This window comes from Pseudarthrobacter sp. NIBRBAC000502771, from assembly GCF_006517215.1.
GTDB lineage: Bacteria > Actinomycetota > Actinomycetes > Actinomycetales > Micrococcaceae > Arthrobacter > Arthrobacter niigatensis.
In genome coordinates, this window is the sequence record NZ_CP041187.1 from 2,339,285 (window position 1) to 2,361,733 (window position 22,449).

Sequence of the window (22,449 nt, forward strand, 5' to 3'; positions counted from 1 at the left end):
TCACAACTGGATTGCAGGCCCCGCGGGGTCTTTGAATTGCTTTCCCTACCCCGCTACTTACCCTTTCCGCTCCATACTGCACATGTCTTGTCATAATAATTGACTTTTCAATTTTCGGGGCGAATTCAGCTGTGATCAGCAGGGCTTACTAGTAGCGTATAAATGGTTGGAGCGGGAATGGCATTGGCGCTGGGCCAATGGGGGGCCATCTCCGCCTGGCGCAGGGATAGCAATGGACGATCTTGGTGTAGCTGTAGTAATCGAAGATGACGCGGATGTACGGAACCTCCTGGAAGGCGTACTGACACAAGCGGGCTTCGAAGTGCATACAGCTGTTGATGGGCGGGCCGGGGTTGAGGTGGTCCGCAGCAAGCAGGCCAACGTTGTCACGCTCGACATTGGCCTGCCGGATATTGACGGCTTCGAGGTTTTGCGGCGAATCCGGAATTTCAGTAACGCGTACGTGGTGATGCTGACGGGACGGACGGAAGAACCGGACCTCCTGTCGGCCCTGAATGCCGGCGCGGACGACTACATTGCCAAACCCTTCAGGCCGCGGGAACTCCGGGCCAGGGTGGCGGCAATGATGCGCAGGCCCCGGCACGAGGTCGCGGGGGAGCAGCCGTCCCCGTCGCACTGGGGACAGGCCGCGGCCCCTGCCACACACGCCGACCCGGCGGTGCTGCAGCACAACGGCCTCCTCCTGAACCACCGGACACGCACGGTGGAGGTCAAGGGTGAGCCGCTGGGACTGACCCGCAGTGAATTCGACCTGCTGCACGTCCTGCTCAAAGGCGGCGGTGCCGTGTGCACCAGGGCTGACCTGGTGCGCGCCGTACGGGGCGACTTCTATGACCACGATACGTACATCAGCGAGGCGGATGAGCGGGCCGTGGAGGTGCATGTGGGAAACCTGCGGCGCAAGCTCAAGGAGGACCAGCTGTCTCCGCGCTGGCTGCAGACCGTCCGCGGGGTGGGCTACCGGCTCGCACCGCGCAGGCCCGATGACGCCTGAGCGTCAGCCGTTTTCCAGGATGTAGGTCGACTGGAGCTCGGACACCGTCCGGGCTCCGTCCTGGGCCACCCCGGCCATCATGGCCTGGCCCTGGAGAAAGTCGCCCTTCCGGATCAGGCCTTCGAGGACTTCGGCGAGCCTGGCCAGCCGGACACCGCCCACCATGGCAGAGCTGATCTTCAGGCTGATGACGGCATCCAGGGCAGAGGCCTCGTCCTGGGTGTCCACGGCTGTTCCCAGCCGCGCCAGGCGCAGGTCCCACATGGCGGCGTAGTCGCGGGCGAAACGCTGGGCCAGTCCTGAACCGGCCAGTTCGTCCTCGAGTTCGGCCAGCACGGCTGCGTCAATCAAAGGCAAGAGCGCAGCCGCTTCGAGTGAGAGGGCCGTGCGTGCCGCCGGCCCGGGAGCGGCAGGCAACGGGACCCCGGCCAGCGGGGAGCCCACAGCGGGGCTCTTTCCGCTGGAACCGGGATCCTGACTCTGCATTGTTCAAGGCTACTTCCTGGAAATCCCTCGGCGTCCAATTTCTTATCATTCTGTGTAAACCTTGAGGCAACCTTGCCGTCGCCCTGCGTATCGATTATTGTCCGCTGAACGTCATCACCGTATTGATCACGGCCGGTCCCAGGATGGCGATGAAGAGGACCGGGAAGATGAAGAACAACAGCGGGAAAAGGATCATGACCGGCAGCTTCATGGCTTTTTCCTCGGCCCGCTGGCGCCGCTTGACGCGCATTACCTTCGCCTGGACACGCAGGACCCGGCTGATGGCGATGCCGTACGTGTCGGCCTGGACCACTGCCTGCACGAAGCTGCGCAGCTCAGGGATGCTGGTCCGTTCCGCCAGGGCGATGTAGGACTCACGGCGGCTGCGTCCCACCTGCATGTCCTGGAGGGTGCGGACCAGTTCCTCGGCCAGCGGGCCCTTGCCGTTCTCGCCGGCGCGGGCCATGGCGCCCTCGAAGCCGAGCCCTGCCTCCACGGAGATCAGCATCTGGTCCAGCGTGTTGGCCAGTTCAAGCTGCATGGCCTTCTGCCGCTCCTGGCCCTTGCTGTAGAGGAGGAGGTCCGGGATGAAGTAGCCAAGGACCAGGACAAAGATGCCGGCGAGCTTCATCAACGGGCTGCTTCCGATGCCCGCGAGCCAGCCGCCCACCGCCACGCCCGCCAGGCCGAGGGCGAGCTTGGACCCCAGCACCTTTCCCAGCGGCATTGAGGCGGGCCGGCCGGCGAGGGACAGCAGCCGGTCCAGGAAAGCCACATAGGCCGGGGGCGTGAGGCGCCGGCCGATGCCTTCCAGCAGGCCCGGCGTGGATGCAGGTGCAACTGCGGCCGGCGGGGCGCCACGGGAGAGGAGGTCGGTAACCGCGACGCGGCCCTGCTTGTCCACGGTCAGGACGGACCAGGCCATGGCACCCAGGGGGATGCAGACCAGCAGGACGGACAGCAGGACGATGAGGTTCATGGGGTCCTCAGAACTTCAGGTCGATAATCTTGCGCATCCACAGCGCACCGATGGTCATCAGGACAAAGGAGGCACCGATCATCACCCAGCCCAGCGGATGGGTGAACATCGCGTTCATGTAGTTGGGGCTCACGGCCAGCAGCATGGCCACAATGCCGAACGGCATGGCGATCAGGATGTAGGCGGAGAACTTGCCTTCCGCGGCCAAGGCCTTGATGTGGCCCTTGATCTCTGCGCGCTCGCGGATGGTTTCGTTGACCTGGTCCAGCACCTCGGCCAAATTGCCGCCCACCTCGCGGTTGATCTGGATGGCCTGCGAGATCCACACGAAGTCCTCGTTCTTCATCCGGTCGGCGGTGTCGTTGAGGGCGGCGAGCAGGTCGCGGCCAAGGCTGGTCTCGGTGATCACCCGCCGCATTTCCTCGGAGGTGGGCTTCTGCGACTCGGTCGCCGCGGCGTCGATGGCGCGCAGGATGCTGTGCCCTGCGCGCAGGCCGCCGGAGAGCAGCTGCAGGGTGTCGCCCAGCTGGCTGTCGAAGGCGGTGCGGCGCTTGCCGGCCAGGAACCCGAGGACCAGTTTGCCCACGAAGGGTGCCAGCAGGGCCAGCAGCAGTCCCATGACGGGGCCAACAGTGACCAGGCCCACCAGCATGCCGACGCAGGCGCCGATCCCCACCAGGAGGAAGAACTCGGCCTGGCTGAGCCGCAGGCCTGCGTTCTCCAGTTCGGCCCGGGCAAAGAGCTTGACCTTCCGGCCGGCGAGGAGGCGTTCGAAGGACCTGACTGCGGACAAGGCCACGCGGGTCAGCGAGGATGGCGGCTCGGGTTCAAACGGGCGACGGCGGTCCAGCGGCACCGAGGGTGCGCTTGGCAGGAGCACGGCCACGCCCAGCAGGCAGATGGCTGCGAGGAGGATAACGCTACCGATGGCGATGATCATGGGCCCGTCCCTACTTTGAGCCCGGACCCAGCGGCGTCGCAAACACCGCGGGTGACACGTGGATGCCCAGGTCCTCGAACCGGTCGATGAAGCGGGGACGGATGCCGGTGGCTACGGGCCGGCCCAGGAACCGGCCCTGCGCGTCAACGCCTGCCGAGTAGTCAAAGATGAAGGCGTCCTGGAGGGTGACGATGTCCCCTTCCATGCCCTGGACCTCCGTGACGTGGGTGATCCGGCGGGAGCCGTCGCGGAGCCGGGAGATCTGGACGATGAGGTTCACGGCGGAGGCGATCTGTTCGCGGATGGCGCGCAGCGGCAGGTCCATCCCGGCCATGAGCACCAGGGTTTCCAGGCGGGCCACGGCATCGCGGGGCGAGTTGGAGTGCACGGTGGAGAGGGAGCCGTCGTGGCCGGTGTTCATGGCCTGGAGCATGTCCAGCGATTCACCGCCGCGGACCTCGCCCACCACGATCCGGTCCGGGCGCATACGGAGGGAGTTGCGGAGGAGCTCGCGGATGGTGACTTCGCCCTTCCCCTCGGTGTTCGGAGGGCGGCTTTCCAGCCGGACCACATGTTCCTGCTGGATCTGCAGTTCCACGGCGTCCTCGATGGTGACGATGCGTTCGTCGTGCGGCAGGAAGGAGGACAGGACGTTCAGCAGTGTGGTCTTGCCCGTGCCGGTACCGCCGGAGACGATGATGTTCAGCTTGGCCTTGACGCAGGCGTTCAGCAGCTCGGCCATTTCCGGCGTGAGCGTTCCGAAGTCGATGAGGTTGCGGACGGTCAGCGGGGTTTTGCTGAACTTTCGGATGGTCAGCGACGAGCCGCCGACGGCCAGCGGCGGAATGACCGCGTTTACACGGGAACCGTCCTCCAGGCGGGCATCCACCAGCGGGGAGGACTCATCGATGCGGCGGCCTACCTTGGACACGATCCGTTCGATGACCTTGCGCAGGTGCTCCTCGGAGCTGAAGCGCGACTCGGTGAGCGTCAGCTTGCCTTTGCGTTCCACATAGATCTGGTCCATGCGGTTGACCATGATTTCGGTGACGGCGGGATCGTCCAGGAGGCGCTGGAGCGGGCCGTAGCCCAGCACGTCGTCGGCAACGTCCTGGACCAGGCGGGTGCGTTCCTCCGGGGTCAGCGGCACCTGCTCGGCGTCGACGATGCGGGTGAGTTCTTCCTTGGCGGTGCTCCGCAGTTCCCGTTCACTTACGGCTGCGTCGTTGAAGCGCGTCCCCATCCGTTCGAACAGTGCGGTGGCCGCCCTGTCCTTCATGGCTGCGAAGACATCCACCCGGGGTGCCGTGGGCACCAAGGAGGTGCCGGCGTCGTGCGTTGAATGCACGACGGCGGCGTGCGCCGGCTGGTGCCGCTCCGTGCTTTCCGAGGGGGAAGGCGAAGGCGCGGGGGCCGGGCGGGGCGGCTCCAGCAGCGCGGTGCCCGACGCCTGGTTGCGTGACTGGACCGCGTTGATGCGTTCGGAGAGTTTCATCAGATGACCACCCTTCGGTGAAGTTTCCGCTGGGCCTGCGTGCGCCATGCCGGGTTGAAGCGCTCCACCAGCTGGCGGAGGCTCTTGACGGCGGGGTCCTTCTTGGATTCCTGAAGGACGGGGATGCCGCGGTTGGTGGACAGGGCCACGGCGCGGGAGCGGGGGACGCTGACGTCCACGGGCGCGCCGATGGTGGATTCGACATCCCTGACGTTCAGGCCGGATTTCGCGTCGGCCATGTTCAGGACCACGTGGCGGGATTCGGGCATGATGTCCAGTTGGCGCAGGACCTCAAGGCCGGAGCGGAGGCCGCGGAGGCTGGGGATGTCCATGGCGCTGACCCAGACCACGTCGGTGCACTGTTCCATCGCGGCGAGGCCGATTTCGGGCATCCCGGGCGCGGTGTCGATGACCACGTACTGGAATTCCTGGGCCAGCTGTTCCAGAAGATGGCCGATCTGTTCCGGGGTGATGTGGTCCGCGTCCACGGGGTTGGGCGGGGCGCAGAGGGCGTAGATGCCTGCCGGGTGGACCGTGAGGAACGCCTTCAGGACCAGGGAGTCCTGGGCGGCGGCAGGGGAGACGGCGTCAGTGACGGTGTGCTGCGGATTGAGGTAGAGGCCGGAGGCGACGTCCCCGAACTGCAGGTCAAGGTCCACGATGACCACGCTCATGGGCGCGATCTGGCCAAGGCCGATGGCAATGTTGGTGGCCAGCGTGGTCTTGCCGACGCCGCCCTTGGGGGAGAAGACGCCGATGACCAGGCCGCTGCCGCTCTCCGTCTGCTGCGCCTCCGGGCCGCGGTGGCGCGTGGCGAAGGACTGGCAGGCGCGCTCCAGCAGCACCCTGATTTCCGCGGCGTCGGCCTGCGGGCTGAGGATGTCGCGGATGCCGGCGCGCATGGCGTAGAGGAGGTAGTCGGGGTCCACGTCGCTGACCAGGACCAGGCTGAGGCCAGGCAGCTGGACGTCGAATACCTTGGCGAACCGCAGCGCCTCTTCATAGGGAACGTCCGGTCCGATGATGAGGACCTCGGGCTGTTCCTGGTTGAGGAGGCCGAACAGCTCCGCGGGACCTGCGGGGAGGATGTCGCTGGCGATGGTCTGGAGGGTGCCGCGCAGGCCGTTGGCGACGGCGGCGCGCAGCTTCTGGTCGAAGTCGCCGTTGGGGGAGAGGAGGACGAAGCGGCTCATTTGTACACGTTGTCCTTCCTGGCGATGAAGCCGCCGTTGTCCTGCGCGTCGAGGGGTTCCTTGGTGAGCCAGAGGTCACCGTTGTTCGAGGAGTAGATGATCTTGGTGGCGTCGATGTCGTTGACCGCCACCGTCACCATGAATGAACCCTGCGGGAGCGTTGTGTCCTGGGGGTTGGTGCCATCTGTTGGCTTCGCAGATGGTTGGGGGGCCCGCTGAACTGCGGTTACGAGGACCTTGCGGAGGGTGAGTTGGGTAGTTCCTTCGCCTGGCTTGGTCTTGTCTGCGCCGCCCGCGAAGCTGAAGCCGACGCCTACGTGGTCTCCGGCCTCAAGGCGACCGCCTACTACGCGCTTGGCTTCGAGCTCGAACGTGACCTCCTGCAACCCGGTAGGTACCTTCGCGGCGCTGCTGCTCTTGGCATCAGCGGGGTCAACCAGACGTTCCTTTAGGAGCTGCTCTCCGGGGACAAGGTCCACGGCGGCCACCTTGCCGGCGGAGGCATCGAGGTCTTTGAGGGCAGTCTTTGAGACGGCCGTAGCCGGCACCTGCTGCACGGCTACGGATGCCCTCACAACATCGAGGGAAGAACCTGCCGGCACGGCCTTAACCACCACAAGTACCCCGGTGGGATCCATATCCTTCATTGCGCGCTGGTCGGCGCCCTGGGCGTAGGTGACGATGAGAACCGCTCCGATGATGGCCAGCACTACTGCTGCTACACCGGCCAACATACGAGACTTCACTGACTGCTCCCTGGGGTCTTACTTCTGGCTATGGGGTGAGACGGACGATCGAGGCCCCGTAATTGGGGGCACTGCCGAGTTCGAAGGCTTGGGACAAGGACACGAACTTTACGAAGTAGCCTCGGAGCATTTTGTTTTGGAGATTGCTGCCGGTGGACCAGTTGAAGTTCGAAAAGTGATAGGCGGTAACGTGGAAGGCCGCAAAGCCCTTCACGTAATACTTGACCGCGGTACCAGTTCCTGTCGCCAGATCGAACAATGGCAGGAGAACGGTTTGGTCGTTCATCTGGTTGAAATCGGAAATGCCGCAGTTAGACGGGGCGCTGGCCCCTGGGTCACTGTCGAACCAGATCCCTGAGTTGTTCGATTGGCCAGCAGTCATTGTGACTGAGCAGCTCGTCCCAGTGGTCGTGATCCATCCGAAACCGCCGGGAAGTTTCTTATCGCATGCCGGAGTTGACTGATCGAGTACCTGCACAGCGCCAGCCGTTCCGTCCTGGGGAATGTCCACTTTGCAGTAGGCAATCGCCAACGGCAGGATGGCTGGCCCCTTGGACGGCGTTCCCCATGCCGCTGTCGAGGTGGCGTTGACTTCAGCCGTCTTCATCCCAAAAATATTGGCGAAAAATAGGGAAACCTGGTTAGGTGCGTGGCCCGACTCTTGGCTACCAACTGTTACTGTCACGGGGCCACTTGATGATCCGAAGGCTATGGACTTGATATTGCTAAGACCGTCGTTTGCATTGAGGTTGGCGAGATTGGAAGCGAGGGGCGCGGTCGTCGAGCAGTTCAGATCATTGGGATACTTGGCACATTTTTGGGCAATCGCGAGAGCGGCTGCATCCGCCCCATTTCGAAGCTGCGTTCGCTCCGCGTACAGCATGCTGACATCCACTGCGATGGCCGCGAAGCCCAGGAGCACGACAAGGGAGATGGCGACGAGCACGCTTACAGCCCCCTGTTCAGGACTGGCCTGGGTGGTTCGCTGATTTAGCCGCCGCACAGCATGGCTCCTTTGGCGGTCAGGGTGAATGGTCCGGCAATTCCCGTAAGCGTCGACAGACTGTACGTAATGGTGACGGTGGTCTGCGGACTTGTTCCTGAAGGGATCGTTGAAGGGCACGCAGCGCCAAATTGGATGGCGCTGTCCTGCAATCCTGGTTGCAAAGAAACGGCTGTGTTCTTGGCTGCCGTTCTAGCGTTTATTTGAGCAGCCGCCTGGGCCGTAGCCGTTCGATCAGCCATTGCCGTAACTCGGACAGCCTCTCGGGCTGCGGCTGAAAGCGAAGCCTGAGCGTTATAGACGCGACTGAATTCCATAATCCCCAATAGGAGCGTTATTAGGACCGGCACCACGATCGCGAACTCGACTGCGGCCGCGCCTCGTTCGGATGCCCTGGGCATGACCCAAACCTTTCGGTTGACCAAGAGTGCTTGAGAACATCTAGTGGCGACGGCATATTGCCGCCGCCACTTGAAGCGTTCTTGCTTTTGCGGCGCAAGTAAATTCTGCGCGACCCTATTTGGCCGCGCAGGTGCCAGTGGCAGCAGTTGTGGCAGTCTGAGCAGTGGCCGTCCACGCGCCGCCGCCGACCTGGCACTTGACCTGTTCGAACATGGTGCTCAGCGTGCCGCCGAGAAGCGTTACTGCGGCGATGATGACGACGGCAATGAGGGCGACCATGATGCCGTATTCAACGGCGGTGGCTCCCTTTTCGCTGCGAAGGCGGACGGAGAGGTTCGTGTAAAGAGAAAGCATTTTGACTCCTGAGCGAGACGGATTGGCTGGCCCAGTACCAGCGCTTCAACGAAAGTAGCAACGCTTGATCCGACATTGACCGGATCTTGCAACATCCTGAGGAAACCCTTTTCGGAATGCACGTTTCCTGCGCTTTTGCTGTGTCTTCCCTGTGCTGGGGCTGGCTCGCGGACGCCAAAAGGACCCCCTCGGTTCTGGGTGCCGAGGGGGTCCGGTCTTTGAGGCGCCGATAGGCGCGTTACAGTTTTTCTAGGTGTGACTGAAGGCTTCGATAATGCTTACTGCAGCAGGGCCTAGTAGAACAATGAACAGCACTGGAAAGATGAAGAAAATCAAGGGGAACAAGACCTTTACCGGGAGTTTCATCGCTTTTTCTTCTGCCCGCTGCCGACGTTTAACTCGCGCATCTTTGGCCTGTGCACGTAAGACTTTGGCGATACCGATCCCATATTTATCGGCCTGAACGACGGCCCTGACGAAGCCCCTTAGGTCCGGCACTGAGGTCCTTGCCGCCATTGCTTCGTAGGCTTCCTGTCGCGGTCGGCCAACCTGAATGTCCTGCAACGTGCGTACCAGTTCCTGGGCCAGAGGCCCCCCGCCATAGGAGCCTGCCCGGGCCATTGCCGATTCAAAGCCGAGCCCGGCTTCCACAGAAATCAGCATTTGGTCCAGGGTGTTGGGTAGTTCCAGTTCGATCTCTTCCTGACGTTTAATCGCCTTGTTGTAGATCAGCAGATCCGGGACAAAGTAGCAGAATACGGTCGCAAATATTGCCACTGCGAGGTTGGTTGAAGTAAACGAATTGATGAGTAGGAGGATTCCTGCGAGCGCAGCTGCGAGGGACAGCAAGGGTTTGGAGACGATCAACTTTTCAAGCGGCATAGAGGCTGGGCGTCCGGCCAATGAGAGCCAGCGGTCCAGTTTCGACTCGTAACTACCCGGTGTAAGGCGTCTTGATATGCCCAGAAGCATTGGTGCCTGCTGTCCAGCGTCGCGCCCTCCAATGTTGAAGCCGCGGGCAAGGTTTCCCCGGATGGCGAGGGTCCCTTTTCGGTCCAATGTGGCCCATGACCACACGAAATAGGTGAGTGGAAGGATGACCGTGGCGATTATCATCCAAGCGATTGGAGTCATGTTCAATCCTTAGAACTTGATCTTGATAATGCGACTCATCCAGAAGCCGCCGATGATGAACATTAATGCGCTGAGGCCCAACATGAACCAGCCGATCGGTTTCTGGACAAAGACGTCCAAGTAGCCGGGATTGACCATACCCACGAAGAACGCGACACCTACGGGCAATGCCATGAGAATGTACGCGGACATTTTTCCTTCAGCGCTTAGTGACCGAACGTGGCCCTTGATTTCGCTGCGCTCCCTGATCGTGCCGGCGACTTGGTCAAGGACCTCCGCGAGGTCACCGCCGACTTCGCGATTAATCTGGATAGCCTGCCCAATCCACCGAAAGTCTTCGCTGTCCATCCGGCTCGCGGAGTCGTCGATAGCTTCCCGGGCATCTTTGCCGATTCGCGTCTCGTTGACGATCCTGGTCAATTCCTCTGATGTGGGCGCCTCGGACTCGTTCGCTGCGGCTTCGATGGCCCGCATCACGCTGTGGCCGGCACGCAACCCGCCTATCAGCATTTGAATGGTGCCTATCAGTTGATTATCGAATTTACTCCGCCGCTTGTCCCGTCGAACTGTGAGCACCAACCTGGCCACAAACGGCGTCGCCAGTGCCAATAGGATTCCGAAGCCGAGGTTGGTGGCGAGGCTGGACAGCAGGCCAACAGCTACGGTCACCGCGGCCACAAAGGCGCTGAATTCCGCAGGCGTCATTTTCACGCCGGCGTTGTAGAGAAGTTCGCGGCTGTAAGGGCCGCCGGATTTCCCGATCAGGCCACCCATTGCGTTGGCCGCTGATTCCGAGAATCTTGTCAGTGTGGACGGGTCCGGCTGTCCGTCGGGCCTGCGACGTTGGATTGGAATCGCAGCGTACCGAGGCCTGAAGACCACTATCACCAGGACCAGCAGGGCGCCGAAGCACAGACTGATGGCACCGGCGAAAACCAAGGGAGAGTCCATCGGCCTACCTCCTGCCGGCCGGAACTGCGGCCCCGAATACAGCTGGGGAGACACTGATGCCGAGTTCGGAGAACCGGTCAAGGAACCTGGGGCGGATGCCCGTGGGGATTGGCTTGCCCAGGAACCTCCCGTGCTGGTCAACTCCGGCTGAGTAGTCGAAGAGGAATGCGTCCTGGAGGGTGACGATGTCACCTTCCATTCCTTGGACTTCCGTGACGTGCGTGACCCTGCGACTGCCATCACGAAGGCGAGTGACCTGGATGATGAGGTCGACTGCCGACGAAACCTGTTCGCGGATAGCCCTCAGGGGCAGGTCCATTCCGGCCATAAGCACGAGGGTTTCCAAACGGGCAATGGCGTCCCGGGGTGAATTTGCGTGGACCGTAGAGAGCGATCCGTCGTGGCCTGTGTTCATGGCCTGCAGCATGTCCAATGACTCGCCGCCCCGGACCTCGCCCACGATGATGCGGTCGGGACGCATGCGAAGGGAGTTACGTACGAGTTCCCGGATCCCTACAGCACCTTTTCCTTCAATGTTCGGCGGCCGGCTTTCCAGGCGGACAACGTGCTCCTGCTGCAACTGGAGCTCCACTGCGTCCTCGATGGTGACGATGCGGTCATCTTCCGGGATGAAGGATGACAGTACGTTGAGCAGGGTGGTTTTGCCTGTACCCGTTCCACCGGAAACTATGATGTTCAACCTGGCCTGGACACATGCACTGAGCAATTCCGCCATCTCCGGGGTCAATGAGCCCCAGTCGATGAGGTTCCGGACTGTGAGGGGTATATGGCTGAACTTCCTGATGGTCAACGAAGGCCCGTTGACCGCCAGTGGAGGAATAATCGCGTTGACGCGCGAACCGTCTTCAAGTCGGGCGTCCACCAGCGGCGATGATTCATCGATGCGCCGGCCCACCCTGGAAACGATGCGGTCTATCACTTTTCGGAGGTGGTCGTCAGAGCTGAATTGTGATCCGGTCAGGCTCAAGTGGCCATTTCGCTCGATGTAGATCTGGTCGTACTTGTTGACCATAATTTCCGTTACGGACGGGTCTTCCAGCAGCTTCTGCAGGGGACCGTACCCCATCACTTCGTCTGCGATTTCGCGGATGAGCCTCCGGCGCTCTTCGGGCGATAGTGGCACCTGCTCGTCGTCGATGACTGCCGAGAGTTCATCGACGGCTATGGTCCGCAATTCCTCGTCCGATGACGATGTGTCGCCGAAGCGCGTGCCGAGGCGATCAAACAGTGCCAGGGCAGCCCTTTGTTTGAGCCCGGCAAGCGCATCAACAGGCGGAGAAGCGAGATTGCCTCCCAACGACGAACCTGCAGGCGGGGCACCAACCGGGGGAAAGGATGTGCTTTCGGGTTGAGTGCCTGTTTTCGACATTTCAGACCGCGTACGGCCGTTGAGCGGTGTGGTGTTCGAGCCGTCGGAATTGCCTTGAGAACCAGCGAGCCTATCTGAGAGTTTCATGACACAACCACCCTTCGGTGCAGCTTGGTGCGTGGGGAGGATACCCATTCGGGATCAAACCGGTCTACGAGCTTCTTCAGCCCTTTGGCCGCCGCATCCCTCGTAGATGCCTGGAGAACCGGTATGCCGCGGTTCGTTGAAAAAGGAAGCGTCCGGGAGCGTGGGATGACAGCGTCAACAGGGACGCCAACGGTGACTTCCACGTCCTGGACCGACAGACCGCTTTTGCGGTCCGCGAAATTGAGGATGGTGTGCCGGCCCTGGGGCATCAGTTGCAGCTCTTTCAGTACTCCGAAGCACTTTCGCAACCCGCGGACACTCGGAACATCCATCCCGCAGACCCAAACCCCGTCGGTGGCCTGCTCCAACGTGGCGAGCACGTGCTCGCCCAGGCCCGGAGCGGTATCCACCACCACATATTTGAATTCACTGGCCAGTTGCTCGAGCAACCGGCCAACGTGCTCGCCAGTGATGTAATCGGCTTCGGCCGGAGTACGGGGCGCGCAGAGCGCGTAAATCCCGGCCGGGTGAACGGTGAGGAATGCTTTGAGGACCATGGAGTCCTGGGAGGCAATGCCATGAACGGCGTCGGTGATGGAGTGCTCGGGCTCGAGCAACAAGCCGGATGCAACATCTCCGAACTGGAGGTCCAGATCGACAAGGACAACGCTCATCGGCGCTACTTTGCCCAATCCCACCGCGAGGTTGGTGGCGACTGTCGTCTTGCCAACTCCGCCCTTCGGCGACATGACGGCGATGACCCGGCCCCGTTCCTGCCCCGGGTCCGTGGGCAACGACATTCCCCGCCGCCGGCTGGCAGATGCCAGGCAGGCCCGTTCGAGCAGGACCCGCAGGTCGTTCATCTCGATGTCTGGTTTCAACACGTCCCGGATACCTGAGTGCATGGCCCGGAGTACCAGCTCGGGGGAGGGCTCAGCGACCAGGAGCAGGCTGATCTCCGGATACTGGAGGTCAAAGACGGTCGCCAGTTTCAGTGCATCCTCTTCGCTGACGCCTGGCCCCAGGATAAGAACTTCAGGCGGCGCTCCCGTCAGCTGCCGGAACACGTCCTCGGGCCCTCCCGACAGAACGGCCGGGCTGAGTGTTTCCAGATCCCCATGGAGGGCAGTTGACACCGCCTCCCGCACCCGGGCCTCGAAGTCCCGCACCCCGGTTATGGCTACGAAGCGGCTCATTGGTACAGCCCGCCTTGGGTCATTACCGGAGGCTGAGTCTTGTTGGTCTTGTCTGTCTGCTTCGAGAGCCAGAGCGTTCCGAACTCTGCGCTGAATACCATCTTGGCCGCTTCGGCGTCGCTCCGGGCGACAGTGACGAAAGCCGATCCGTTTGGCATTGCTACTGCGGAATCGGAGGGGCTCGATGAAGTCTTGCTGCTGTCAGGCTCTGCTTTTTGGACTGCAGTGACCAGTACATCGTGGAACAGCAGTCCCGTATTGCCTTTGTCATCTGTCTTGAAAGAGCTGAAGACTGTCACCAGGTCGCCGGCTTCGAGCCGGCCCCCAAGAATTCGTTCGGGTGCGAGCAGAAAGGTAACCTCTTCCATGCCGTCGGGAACAGGCACGGTACCGGGAACTAGTTCTTTTGGGCTAACCAGTTTTGCAGCCAGGAGCTGTTCGCCCGGTTGAAGAGCTGAGGCTGTAACCTTGCCGCCCTGTTCTTCAAGACTTGCCAAGGCAGCTGCCGGTACAGCAGATTGAGGCAAATCCTCCAGTTTCAACTTGCCTGCCAGGTCCTCCACCTTTGTTCCTGCAGGTATGGATTCATTGACCACGAGCACCTTGACCGGATTCAGCCCTTGCGCTGCCCGGCTGTCGGCGCCTTGAACGTAAACGACCAGTAGGGCGGTTCCAATGATTGCCAGCACCAGCGCTGCAATGCCTCCCAGTAGGCGTGATTTCACTGTAGTTACTCCTTTGAACGGTTGTTCGTCTGAACGGGATACCCTGCTAGTTCTTGAGGAAGACCTCTGAGCCGCCGTAATTAGGGACGTTGCTCGTTGTCAGGCCCTCGGCGAGGGATACGAATCGGGTAAAATATCCCTGCAGTGCCCGGCAGTTGCCATTGCAGGACGGCGCAAGCGGGTCGAGATCTTCTACACTGCCGCTGAACTTGTAGCCGGTGACTCGGAAAGCCAGAAACCCAACGATCGTGTACTTGGTGTTGTTGCCGTTGTTGAGCGATACCGCAGAAGAGAACACAGGGACGAGAACGGTTGTGCCCTTTATGGTTGCCGGCATGGTGGAGCAAACGTTTGGCAATGAAATGCCCGGCTTACTACCGACGATGGCGGTGTTCGCATCTATCGTGGCAGAACAATTAGTGCCGGCATCAAGCCACCCAAAACCGCCCGGCGCATAGCCATTTTGCGCTGCACATCCGGGGTACGCCGGGGTGTTTTCGTCGTAACGAAGAGTTAGGTGGTTTGGAACTGGATCGCCGGTGAAAGTACCAGTGGAATTGAATTCCGCCAGCTGGGATGCAGTGAGGTTCTTCTTGAAGACGCAGTCACTTATGGTCCAGGGGAGGGTTGTAGCTTCAGATACGGCGCCCCATGATGCCTCCGCGGCGGCGCCGATCTGGGTACTATCTATGCCCATTACCCGTGCGAAGAAGAGCCCAAATCCGTCGGTCGTGGAACCTGCAGCGCGTGCGGTGGCTACAACACGCACAGTGGTTGTTTCCGGAAAAGTTACTGTGGAACCGCTTGTGCCGTCGTTGGCGTTGCTGTTGGCAAACTCTGCCGCAGTGTTTGTCGTATTGCCGCACGTTCCCTTCGCACATTGATTTGCAATGGCAAGTGCGGCCGAGTCCGCGCCGTTCTGCAGCTGTGCCTTTTCGGCGTACATGGCGCCGACATCCACAGCCAGCGCAGCGAAGCCGAGAAGGACGACCAAGAAGATCGCCACAAAGACGCTAGCAGCACCTCGTTCTTCTTCTGCAGCCTTTTTGCCCCGTTGGCCGTTTGTCTGTTTGCTGGCTATCCGCCGCATCTCATCACTCCTACGCCATTGAGATTGATCGGAAAGATGCCTGGGGCGCCAAAGAAGCCGGCATCCAAGAAGCCCGTCAGTGACCGTAATGAGACAGTGGTGGTGACGGTGACATTGCGATCGGTGCCGCAACTACTCGCATTGCTTGTGACCGTTACCGGCAGACCGGACAGCGACGGTGCCGCGGCGAGGCTGGCGCCGCTTACATCAAGTCCGGCTTCCTTGTAATGAATTGCGGCGTAACGCGCTCCCTCGCGCGCTGCTTGGGTCATCGAGATTTGGACGTTGAGCACGCGACCAAATTCGATTGTTCCCGTCAAGATCAGCAACAGAAGCGGCAATAGTAAAGCCATCTCAACGGCGACTGCGCCTCGTTCTTTCCGTGTCGGTTTCAAGACCGTCTCCCAGGGCAAAATACGGTTCGGGTATGTGGAGTGGTGCCTGTTAAATGAGCTGGCTGGCTCCGAAGCGAGTTTCCACTTGCGGAGCCAGCCAGCAGGGGCCTAGCCTGCAGCCGGAGGTGCCAGGCGAGGAGTGACACCTGCGAACATCTGCTGGATTGCAGTGCCGAGTGGGCCAACCGCAACAATCACCACAACGGCGATGAGGGCAACCATGATGCCGTACTCAACCATGGTTGCTCCTTTCTCTTCGCGGGTGAAACGATCCTTGACGCCGGCGATGTAAGCAGTCATTGAGACCATGAGAGAAGTCATTGTTATTTCCTTTAATTCGGTGAAATTGGATTATTTGATTTCAACGAATCTCCAGCTGCCCCCGTGAACTCTTTAGCGGCTGGACTTCGCTAATAAGAGATTGTCACTGGAGGGTATACAGCAACAATGCGTAGTAGTACTCGACTTTTTTGGGGAGGGGCAAAAATATGTACTCGAAAATGGGTGCTGGTACTCAGGCGCCGTCTGCATGCACCCGCCCGAGTACTTGACGTAGGGAACCCCAGAGCATGCAGGGGCACCGCAGAGAGAGACGGTCATGAGGGGGCCCCATAGCGAGATCGGGCGCGTGTCCAGGGCATGCCCTGGACAGCTTTGTGGGAGGCGTATTTATCGCTAAGCGCAACGGGCGTACGACGCCTGTGGGCACAAGTGGTCTTGGTGCAGATGCCGTTCGCCGGATTGCTGATAGCTGTGGCGCCCCCTCGTTCGCGCAGACGCAGACGCACCGGACCCCAGCCGGTCGCGTTGATGTCGATATCGATTTTGAAAATTCGATACAACGACTCCTTTGTCGAAGGGGAGTCGATCTTCTGGCCAGCAATTCAGAGGCATGAGGGAAGGCACCTATGCCCGCCTCACCGAACCGGCGGCACTACTTATGGGCATAATCCGCGGGGGAAGTGGCTGTTCCGATCCCGCGAAAAGGTGGCCAAGCGCGCTCAGGACGCCCCAAATTGAGCCGAGAGTGACGCTGAATGTGGCCGCGAGGGAGCTCGGGGGGATGCTGGAGATCGGTTGGTTCAAATGATCGAGCAGCTTCAGGCACGACGCCCTTGCTTACGTCTTCGTCGTGGACTTTGGCATTTTCTCACGAAGTCTCAGGGTGAGCTGGGGGATGCTAACCCGCCGTATAGTGCGGGCTAACCAACGACGAAAGCGCCCAGGGCGCGGCCTCGTACCTCCGGTGAAATGGTGAACCGGAGAAATGGACGAGAACAAACATGCCTTGGGCGCTGAATCCGTCAAGGGATAGAGCTTTGGCGGCCTCGGAGAGCCGCGCGGGTGAATTATGGAGGGATAGAGTGCCTCCAGGACCCCGCGCGCAGCACTAGCAAATGAGCCAGGCCAACGTCCGGATCGGCCAACACTCAGGTTGGGCTACAATCCGGCCGTGACACCTTCAAACAGTGTTCGGATGGCGGTGCCGAGAGGTCCGACGGCGACGATGACCACCACTGCGATGAGGGCGACCATGATGCCATACTCAACCATCGTGGCACCCCTTTCTTCCCGGCTGAAGCGATCCTTGACGCCTGCGATGAAAGCAGTCATTGAGACCATGAGAGAAGTCATTGTATTTTCCTTAATTCGGTGAAATTGGATTACTTTTGATTTCAACGAATTTCCAGCTGCCCCCCCATAAGCTCTTTAGCGGCTGGGTTTCGCTAAGAAGAGATTGTCACTGGGGATCATCGGCAACAAGGCGTAGTGGTACTCGTTTTTTAGGAGTGCGATAAGAAAATGTACTTGAATATGTGGCAAAGTACTCAGGCGCCGCATGGCCGCACCCGATGACTACTTGGAGTCATGGCTTGGCGGACCATTTGGTTTGGCACGAGCACCGATCTGGGCTTAGGCCATGAACAAAGTCACGGCCATTAGGGCACCCAGCATGGAGGGCCCGTGGGCAACTTCGGTGGCTTTATTCCGGCCTTTCCTGCCGAGGACAAACACCGTGACGATGCCATTCAAGACGAAGCTGACGAGCCCTCCGTACAGTACGTGGCTCCAACCTAGGTACCCCAGGTACAGGCCGACGGGCGCTGCGAGCTTCACATCGCCCATCCCAATGCTGCCCGGAGAGATAAGTCCCAAAACAAGGTAGCCGGCAAACAAGATGACGGCTCCCAGGACTGCGCGGAGGAAATCATCAGATTGCTTATCGAATATCCCCGGCAGCAAAAGCAATAGAAGGCCCCCGGCCAGCAGCATCAACACGAGGGGATTGGGCAGCAAGTGGAGTGCTACGTCGATCCTTGCCAGCTGGACGCCCAGGACAGCAAGTAAAAGGAAGGCCAGCAGGCTCAGCGCGCTGCCGAAACGCGCAGCAAAGGCGGCGCACGCGACGGCGGTTACTGCAGCCGTCGTAATTCTTGCCTGCGGGCGCGGCACTTCTCCAAGCCTGGGAAGCAGCCTTGCGATCAGTCGCTCGGCGATGGGGGAAAGGGCGGCTCCGAAAAGCGCGGCGCCAACGAGCAAGAGCACTGCATTAGGGTCCCAGTTCCCCGCTGACAACACTGCATCCCCCTGCGTTGGTTTGGGCCGGCGCGGCCCCAGCGGCCTCCGGCTACCTCATTTTGACCCCGAACCACCTGACGCGCTAATCTAGGTAGTCGTTGTGCGTGTCCTATTCCGATGGTGCGTGCCCGCTTGAGGATCCGGTTGCAGGATAACTACTCAACGTGCACATTCGGAACTTCAGGATGACTGGTTACATGGAGCCCTCACCTCTGTTCCGGTAGCGCGCAGACAGTAGGTGCGCGAGCTAGCGACACCTAAACAAGAACGCCAGAACAAGAACGAGGCAAACACCGTGCGTACGTACACCCCGAAGCCCGGCGATATCAACCGCCAGTGGCACGTCATTGACGCCACCGACGTTGTCCTTGGTCGTCTTGCAAGCCAGACCGCAATCCTGCTGCGCGGCAAGCACAAGGCCACTTTCGCATCCCACATGGACATGGGCGACTTTGTCATCATCATCAACGCCGAGAAGGTAGCCCTGACCGGCGCCAAGCTGGAGCAGAAGCGCGCATACCGCCACTCCGGCTACCCGGGCGGTCTGACCTCCGTCAACTACGCGGAACTGCTGGAAACCAACCCGGTCCGCGCCGTTGAGAAGGCCATCAAGGGCATGCTCCCCAAGAACTCCCTCGCTGCCCAGCAGCTGGGCAAGCTGAAGGTGTACCGCGGTGCTGAGCACCCGCACGCCGCCCAGCAGCCCAAGACTTTCGAAATCACCCAGGTCGCCCAGTAGTCCTGGCCACCAAACAACTTATCTATACAAGGAGAATCGTGGCTCAGAACGAAGAGACCACCGAGGCTGTCGAAGCCGAGGAAAACCTGACCAGCTACACCTCTGAGAGCTCAGCTGCTGAAGCTGCTCCCAAGAAGGAGCGCCCGGCCCTGACCGTTGCCGGCGCAGCTGTTGGCCGCCGCAAGGAAGCCGTTGCACGCGTCCGCGTCGTGCCCGGCTCCGGCAAGTGGACCATCAACGGCCGTGCGCTGGACAACTACTTCCCGAACAAGCTGCACCAGCAGGACGTCAACGAGCCCTTCAAGATCCTTGATCTCGAAGGCGCCTACGACGTTATCGCCCGCATTCACGGCGGCGGCATCTCCGGCCAGGCCGGCGCCCTGCGCCTCGGCATCGCCCGTTCGCTGAACGAGATCGACGTCGAGAACAACCGCCCGACGCTGAAGAAGGCCGGTTACCTGTCCCGCGACGCCCGTGTCATCGAGCGTAAGAAGGCCGGTCTCAAGAAGGCCCGTAAGGCTCAGCAGTACTCCAAGCGCTAAATCCGCTTGCACAAAAGCCCGTCCCACCGGTTGGTGGGGCGGGCTTTTGCCGTTAGGGACTCTTGCATGCCCCTGTCCGCGTTGGACACCCGAATCGGGGCGGGAAAAAAGCCGCTGGCCAGCCGTTTAAAGCTGCGGCAACCCCATCCTCTAGACTTGACCGGTGTCTAGATTATTTGGAACTGATGGTGTCCGGGGGCTGGCCAACGGCCTGCTGACAGCAGAGCTGGCCCTGCAGCTGGCCCAGGCGGCCGCCGTCGTGCTCGGCCACGACCGCAACTCCAACGGCTCCCGGCCCCGCGCCGTACTGGCCCGTGACCCGCGCGCCAGCGGCGAATTCATCGCCGCAGCCGTGGAAGCCGGCCTCTCCAGCTCGGGCATCGACGTCTATGACGCCGGCGTCCTGCCCACCCCCGCCGCCGCCTACCTCGTCGCGGACCTGGACGCCGATTTCGGAGTCATGATCTCCGCCTCCCACAACCCGGCGCCGGACAACGGCATCAAGTTCTTCGCCCGGGGCGGCCAGAAGCTGCCCGACGAGGTGGAGGACGCCATTGAGGCACAGATGAGCAAGGAAGCCGTCCGCCCCACCGGCCCCGACGTCGGCCGCATCCAGCGCTTCTCGGATGCCGAAGACCGCTACATCGTCCACCTGCTCCGCACCCTGCCGCACCGCCTGGACGGCCTCACCGTGGTACTGGACTGCGCCAACGGTGCCGCCAGCGGCTGCTCGCCCCAGCTCTTCAAGGACGCCGGCGCCCACGTCATCGTCATCGGTGCGGATCCTGACGGACTGAATATCAACGACGGTGTTGGTTCAACCCACCTAGGCCCGCTCAAGGACGCCGTAATCAAGTACGGCGCCAACCTGGGCATCGCCCACGACGGCGATGCTGACCGCTGCCTGGCCGTGGACCATGAAGGCAACGAGGTGGACGGCGACCAGATTATGGCCATCCTCGCCGTCGCGCTCAAGAAGGCCGGCAAGCTCAAGGACGATGTCCTCGTGGCCACCGTCATGAGCAACCTGGGCCTCAAGATCGCCCTTCGTGACGCCGGCATCACCATTATGGAAACAGCCGTGGGGGACCGGTACGTCCTCGAAGGAATGCGCGACGGCGGCTACAACCTGGGCGGCGAGCAGTCCGGCCACGTGATCTTCTCCGACCACGCGACTACCGGCGATGGGCTCCTTACCGGCCTGCAGCTCGCCGCACAGGTGGCCCTGACCGGGAAGCCGCTCAAGGAGCTCGCCACGGTCATGACCAAGCTCCCGCAGGTACTCATCAACGTCAAGGGTGTTGACCGCAGCAGGGTGGGCAGCAGCGAGGTATTGGCCCAGGCCGTGGCGGCAGCGGAAGCCGCTCTGGGTGACACCGGACGCGTCCTGCTCCGCCCCTCCGGCACCGAGCCGGTGGTCCGTGTGATGGTGGAGGCGGCGGACGAAGAGACGGCCCAGTCCATTGCCGAACACCTCGCACAGGTGGTCCGGACCGAACTCGCACTGGAGCTCGCCGCAAACTAAAAGCCAAAGAAATGTGGCCCGCCTCCCGAAAGGGAAGCGGGCCACATTTCGCTGGGGGACCTGAAAAGCGGTTTCCGGGACCATCAGCAGGGTCAGAATAGGCCGGGCACGAACCGCGCGGTCCGCAGCTTGTATGCGGCATATTCGGGCACGTTTTCCGCCAGCAGCTGTTCCTCCTGAATTGCCCGGTATGCCTGAACGGCTGCCAGTGCCACAAGGATTGCCATCTTCAGCAGAGTGGGGCTGAAGCACACAGCCCCGATCAGGGTGATCATCTCTCCGACGTAAAGAGGGTTGCGGATCAGCCGGTAGGGGCCGTGCTGTACGAGCGTTCTTACCTGGGGCTCCACGCCGAAACTCTTGCCGAGCGTCATCAGGGACCAGACAGTAAAGACCATTCCCAGGGTCATGAGGGCCACCGAAAAAAGTGCCAGACCTTCAGATACTTCCGTCCCGCCGGCAAACGCGAGCAGGAAAGGCAGGAAGGTCCCGACGTAGGCCGCGACTGTGGGAGCAATCCGCCCGCTCCGGGCGCTTGCAGAGTTCCTGGTCAAAAGGAAATAGACCGCCATCAGATAGAAGACGGTCATCAGGACTTGGTAGGAGACGTGCAACCCGGTGACGAGGGCAGAGGACGAAGCGACCTTCGAGCCCGAAAACAGTGCGGAGACCGCCCACAATAACAAGAGCGCCATGATCGGGACGAGAATTACCCGTTCAATGTCAATTGACGTTGACTGCTGGCGAAGTTTCATCAAAAGCCTTCCAGAGAGTTGCAGACCCAACATCTGCAGCCACGGTTCCGCGGCCTCCCCAATGAGGCTGCGGTGCACTGAGCCTAATAGGACAAGGGGACCTAATGGCGTAAATTTCCCATAAATTGCCGCGATCCTGAGCAAGACCCGCAGGTAGTCACGACAACGCGGGACCCAACTAACCGCTAACATCTGCAAACCAATTGTGGCCCGCCTCCATCAGGAGACGGGCCACAGTTGTGGGGCGGATACGGGGTCAGATATTCCGGCTCTGGAGGGAGTCACGGATTTCGGTCAGCAGGGCGATCTGCGGGTCCTCGGCAGATTCTTCCTTGACGTCCTGGTTGATGCCGAGACGGCGGTTGCGGCGCTCGATCATGTGGTTCATGGGCATGACCACCACAAAGTAGATGGCGGCGGCAATCAGCAGGAAGTTGACTATCGCGGTTAGCAGGACGCCAAACTCCACGGCGTTGCCGTTGAAGTCCACCTTGGCGAAGCTGTCAAAGTTCGGCGATCCCACAAGCCCTGCAATGAACGGCATGAGCACCTTGTTCACCAGCGCGGTTACAACCGCGCCGAAGGCAGTACCCATGACAACAGCGACGGCAAGGTCTACGACGTTGCCCTTCATAATGAAATTCTTGAATCCTGTCAGCATGGGACCCACGCTAGCCCACGGAGGTACTGCTTCAGATAACGCGGCGGTAAATATTTATCGCGTCTT

At 61.1% G+C, this 22,449-nt stretch carries 25 protein-coding genes; 4 read left to right on the forward strand and 21 right to left on the reverse strand.

Annotated features, from left to right (window positions below; translation table 11 throughout):
* The first annotated feature begins 232 nt into the window (after nt 1-232).
* Nucleotides 233-1,015 carry a response regulator transcription factor gene (locus tag NIBR502771_RS11020; protein ID WP_141159784.1) on the forward strand — a complete coding sequence of 261 codons (783 nt, stop codon included), beginning with the start codon at nt 233-235 and terminating at the stop codon, nt 1,013-1,015.
* 3 nt (nt 1,016-1,018) lie between these two features.
* Here NIBR502771_RS11020 and NIBR502771_RS11025 read toward each other — a convergent pair whose 3' ends face one another.
* The 19 genes from NIBR502771_RS11025 to NIBR502771_RS11115 all read right to left on the reverse strand — a co-directional run bounded on the left by NIBR502771_RS11025 (nt 1,019) and on the right by NIBR502771_RS11115 (nt 18,035).
* Entirely contained in the window at nt 1,019-1,501 is a 483-nt protein-coding gene (locus NIBR502771_RS11025; RefSeq protein WP_141159785.1) for an Hpt domain-containing protein, read from the reverse strand.
* Between the two features lie 94 nt (nt 1,502-1,595).
* Nucleotides 1,596-2,480, reverse strand: coding sequence for a type II secretion system F family protein (locus tag NIBR502771_RS11030; RefSeq protein ID WP_141159786.1), 885 nt, complete (start codon nt 2,478-2,480; stop codon nt 1,596-1,598).
* A 7-nt stretch (nt 2,481-2,487) separates the two neighbouring features.
* Entirely contained in the window at nt 2,488-3,420 is a 933-nt protein-coding gene (locus tag NIBR502771_RS11035; RefSeq protein WP_141159787.1) for a type II secretion system F family protein, read from the reverse strand.
* Nucleotides 3,421-3,430: 10 nt separating this feature from the next.
* The gene (locus NIBR502771_RS11040; protein WP_141159788.1) at nt 3,431-4,915 is read right to left on the reverse strand and encodes a CpaF family protein; all 1,485 of its coding nucleotides are present in this window, start codon (nt 4,913-4,915) and stop codon (nt 3,431-3,433) included.
* The gene (locus NIBR502771_RS11045) at nt 4,915-6,108 is read right to left on the reverse strand and encodes an AAA family ATPase (RefSeq protein WP_141159789.1); all 1,194 of its coding nucleotides are present in this window, start codon (nt 6,106-6,108) and stop codon (nt 4,915-4,917) included. Before NIBR502771_RS11045 ends, NIBR502771_RS11040 begins: the two co-directional genes overlap by 1 nt.
* Nucleotides 6,105-6,854: a Flp pilus assembly protein CpaB gene (locus NIBR502771_RS11050; protein ID WP_246839643.1), complete on the reverse strand. Its 750-nt coding sequence runs from the start codon at nt 6,852-6,854 to the stop codon at nt 6,105-6,107. Before NIBR502771_RS11050 ends, NIBR502771_RS11045 begins: the two co-directional genes overlap by 4 nt.
* A 28-nt stretch (nt 6,855-6,882) precedes the next feature.
* Nucleotides 6,883-7,800: a pilus assembly protein TadG-related protein gene (locus tag NIBR502771_RS11055; RefSeq protein ID WP_246839644.1), complete on the reverse strand. Its 918-nt coding sequence runs from the start codon at nt 7,798-7,800 to the stop codon at nt 6,883-6,885.
* A 44-nt stretch (nt 7,801-7,844) separates the two neighbouring features.
* On the reverse strand, nt 7,845-8,258 hold the full coding sequence (locus NIBR502771_RS11060; RefSeq protein ID WP_141159791.1) for a TadE/TadG family type IV pilus assembly protein: 414 nt from the start codon (nt 8,256-8,258) through the stop codon (nt 7,845-7,847).
* A 115-nt stretch (nt 8,259-8,373) separates the two neighbouring features.
* Nucleotides 8,374-8,613, reverse strand: a complete 240-nt coding sequence (locus NIBR502771_RS11065) for a Flp family type IVb pilin (protein WP_141159792.1) — start codon at nt 8,611-8,613, stop codon at nt 8,374-8,376.
* 249 nt (nt 8,614-8,862) lie between these two features.
* Nucleotides 8,863-9,747, reverse strand: coding sequence for a type II secretion system F family protein (locus NIBR502771_RS11070; RefSeq protein ID WP_141159793.1), 885 nt, complete (start codon nt 9,745-9,747; stop codon nt 8,863-8,865).
* A 9-nt stretch (nt 9,748-9,756) separates the two neighbouring features.
* Nucleotides 9,757-10,698, reverse strand: a complete 942-nt coding sequence (locus NIBR502771_RS11075) for a type II secretion system F family protein (protein WP_141159794.1) — start codon at nt 10,696-10,698, stop codon at nt 9,757-9,759.
* A gap of 4 nt (nt 10,699-10,702) precedes the next feature.
* Complete coding sequence (locus NIBR502771_RS11080; RefSeq protein ID WP_141159795.1) at nt 10,703-12,175, reverse strand: CpaF family protein; 1,473 nt, start codon at nt 12,173-12,175, stop codon at nt 10,703-10,705.
* Nucleotides 12,172-13,371: an AAA family ATPase gene (locus tag NIBR502771_RS11085; RefSeq protein ID WP_141159796.1), complete on the reverse strand. Its 1,200-nt coding sequence runs from the start codon at nt 13,369-13,371 to the stop codon at nt 12,172-12,174. The genes NIBR502771_RS11080 and NIBR502771_RS11085 overlap by 4 nt, the downstream gene beginning before the upstream one ends.
* Nucleotides 13,368-14,096: a Flp pilus assembly protein CpaB gene (locus NIBR502771_RS11090; RefSeq protein WP_141159797.1), complete on the reverse strand. Its 729-nt coding sequence runs from the start codon at nt 14,094-14,096 to the stop codon at nt 13,368-13,370. The genes NIBR502771_RS11085 and NIBR502771_RS11090 overlap by 4 nt, the downstream gene beginning before the upstream one ends.
* Before the next feature lie 46 nt (nt 14,097-14,142).
* Nucleotides 14,143-15,186, reverse strand: a complete 1,044-nt coding sequence (locus NIBR502771_RS11095) for a TadE/TadG family type IV pilus assembly protein (protein ID WP_141159798.1) — start codon at nt 15,184-15,186, stop codon at nt 14,143-14,145.
* Nucleotides 15,174-15,581, reverse strand: coding sequence for a TadE/TadG family type IV pilus assembly protein (locus NIBR502771_RS11100; RefSeq protein WP_141159799.1), 408 nt, complete (start codon nt 15,579-15,581; stop codon nt 15,174-15,176). The genes NIBR502771_RS11095 and NIBR502771_RS11100 overlap by 13 nt, the downstream gene beginning before the upstream one ends.
* Nucleotides 15,582-15,689: 108 nt before the next feature.
* The gene (locus NIBR502771_RS11105; RefSeq protein ID WP_246839645.1) at nt 15,690-15,902 is read right to left on the reverse strand and encodes a Flp family type IVb pilin; all 213 of its coding nucleotides are present in this window, start codon (nt 15,900-15,902) and stop codon (nt 15,690-15,692) included.
* Nucleotides 15,903-17,021: 1,119 nt separating this feature from the next.
* Nucleotides 17,022-17,216: a Flp family type IVb pilin gene (locus NIBR502771_RS11110; RefSeq protein WP_246839646.1), complete on the reverse strand. Its 195-nt coding sequence runs from the start codon at nt 17,214-17,216 to the stop codon at nt 17,022-17,024.
* Nucleotides 17,217-17,495: 279 nt separating this feature from the next.
* A complete protein-coding gene (locus NIBR502771_RS11115) occupies nt 17,496-18,035 on the reverse strand; it encodes a prepilin peptidase (protein ID WP_371706591.1) in 540 nt (179 codons plus the stop codon).
* A 421-nt stretch (nt 18,036-18,456) separates the two neighbouring features.
* Here NIBR502771_RS11115 and rplM point away from each other — a divergent pair, with 421 nt between their 5' ends.
* From rplM to glmM, 3 genes are all read left to right on the forward strand, one after another.
* On the forward strand, nt 18,457-18,900 hold the full coding sequence (rplM, locus tag NIBR502771_RS11120; protein ID WP_043454696.1) for a 50S ribosomal protein L13: 444 nt from the start codon (nt 18,457-18,459) through the stop codon (nt 18,898-18,900).
* Between the two features lie 38 nt (nt 18,901-18,938).
* Entirely contained in the window at nt 18,939-19,442 is a 504-nt protein-coding gene (gene rpsI, locus NIBR502771_RS11125; protein WP_141159801.1) for a 30S ribosomal protein S9, read from the forward strand.
* Nucleotides 19,443-19,605: 163 nt separating this feature from the next.
* A complete protein-coding gene (glmM, locus tag NIBR502771_RS11130) occupies nt 19,606-20,967 on the forward strand; it encodes a phosphoglucosamine mutase (RefSeq protein ID WP_141159802.1) in 1,362 nt (453 codons plus the stop codon).
* A 92-nt stretch (nt 20,968-21,059) separates the two neighbouring features.
* On the opposite strand, the gene NIBR502771_RS11135 is transcribed toward glmM, so the two are convergent.
* Together NIBR502771_RS11135 and mscL are read right to left on the reverse strand one after the other, a co-directional pair.
* Nucleotides 21,060-21,722, reverse strand: coding sequence for an isoprenylcysteine carboxylmethyltransferase family protein (locus NIBR502771_RS11135; protein ID WP_168225740.1), 663 nt, complete (start codon nt 21,720-21,722; stop codon nt 21,060-21,062).
* Between the two features lie 256 nt (nt 21,723-21,978).
* A complete protein-coding gene (mscL, locus tag NIBR502771_RS11140; protein ID WP_141159804.1) occupies nt 21,979-22,383 on the reverse strand; it encodes a large conductance mechanosensitive channel protein MscL in 405 nt (134 codons plus the stop codon).
* Nucleotides 22,384-22,449 lie beyond the last annotated feature (66 nt).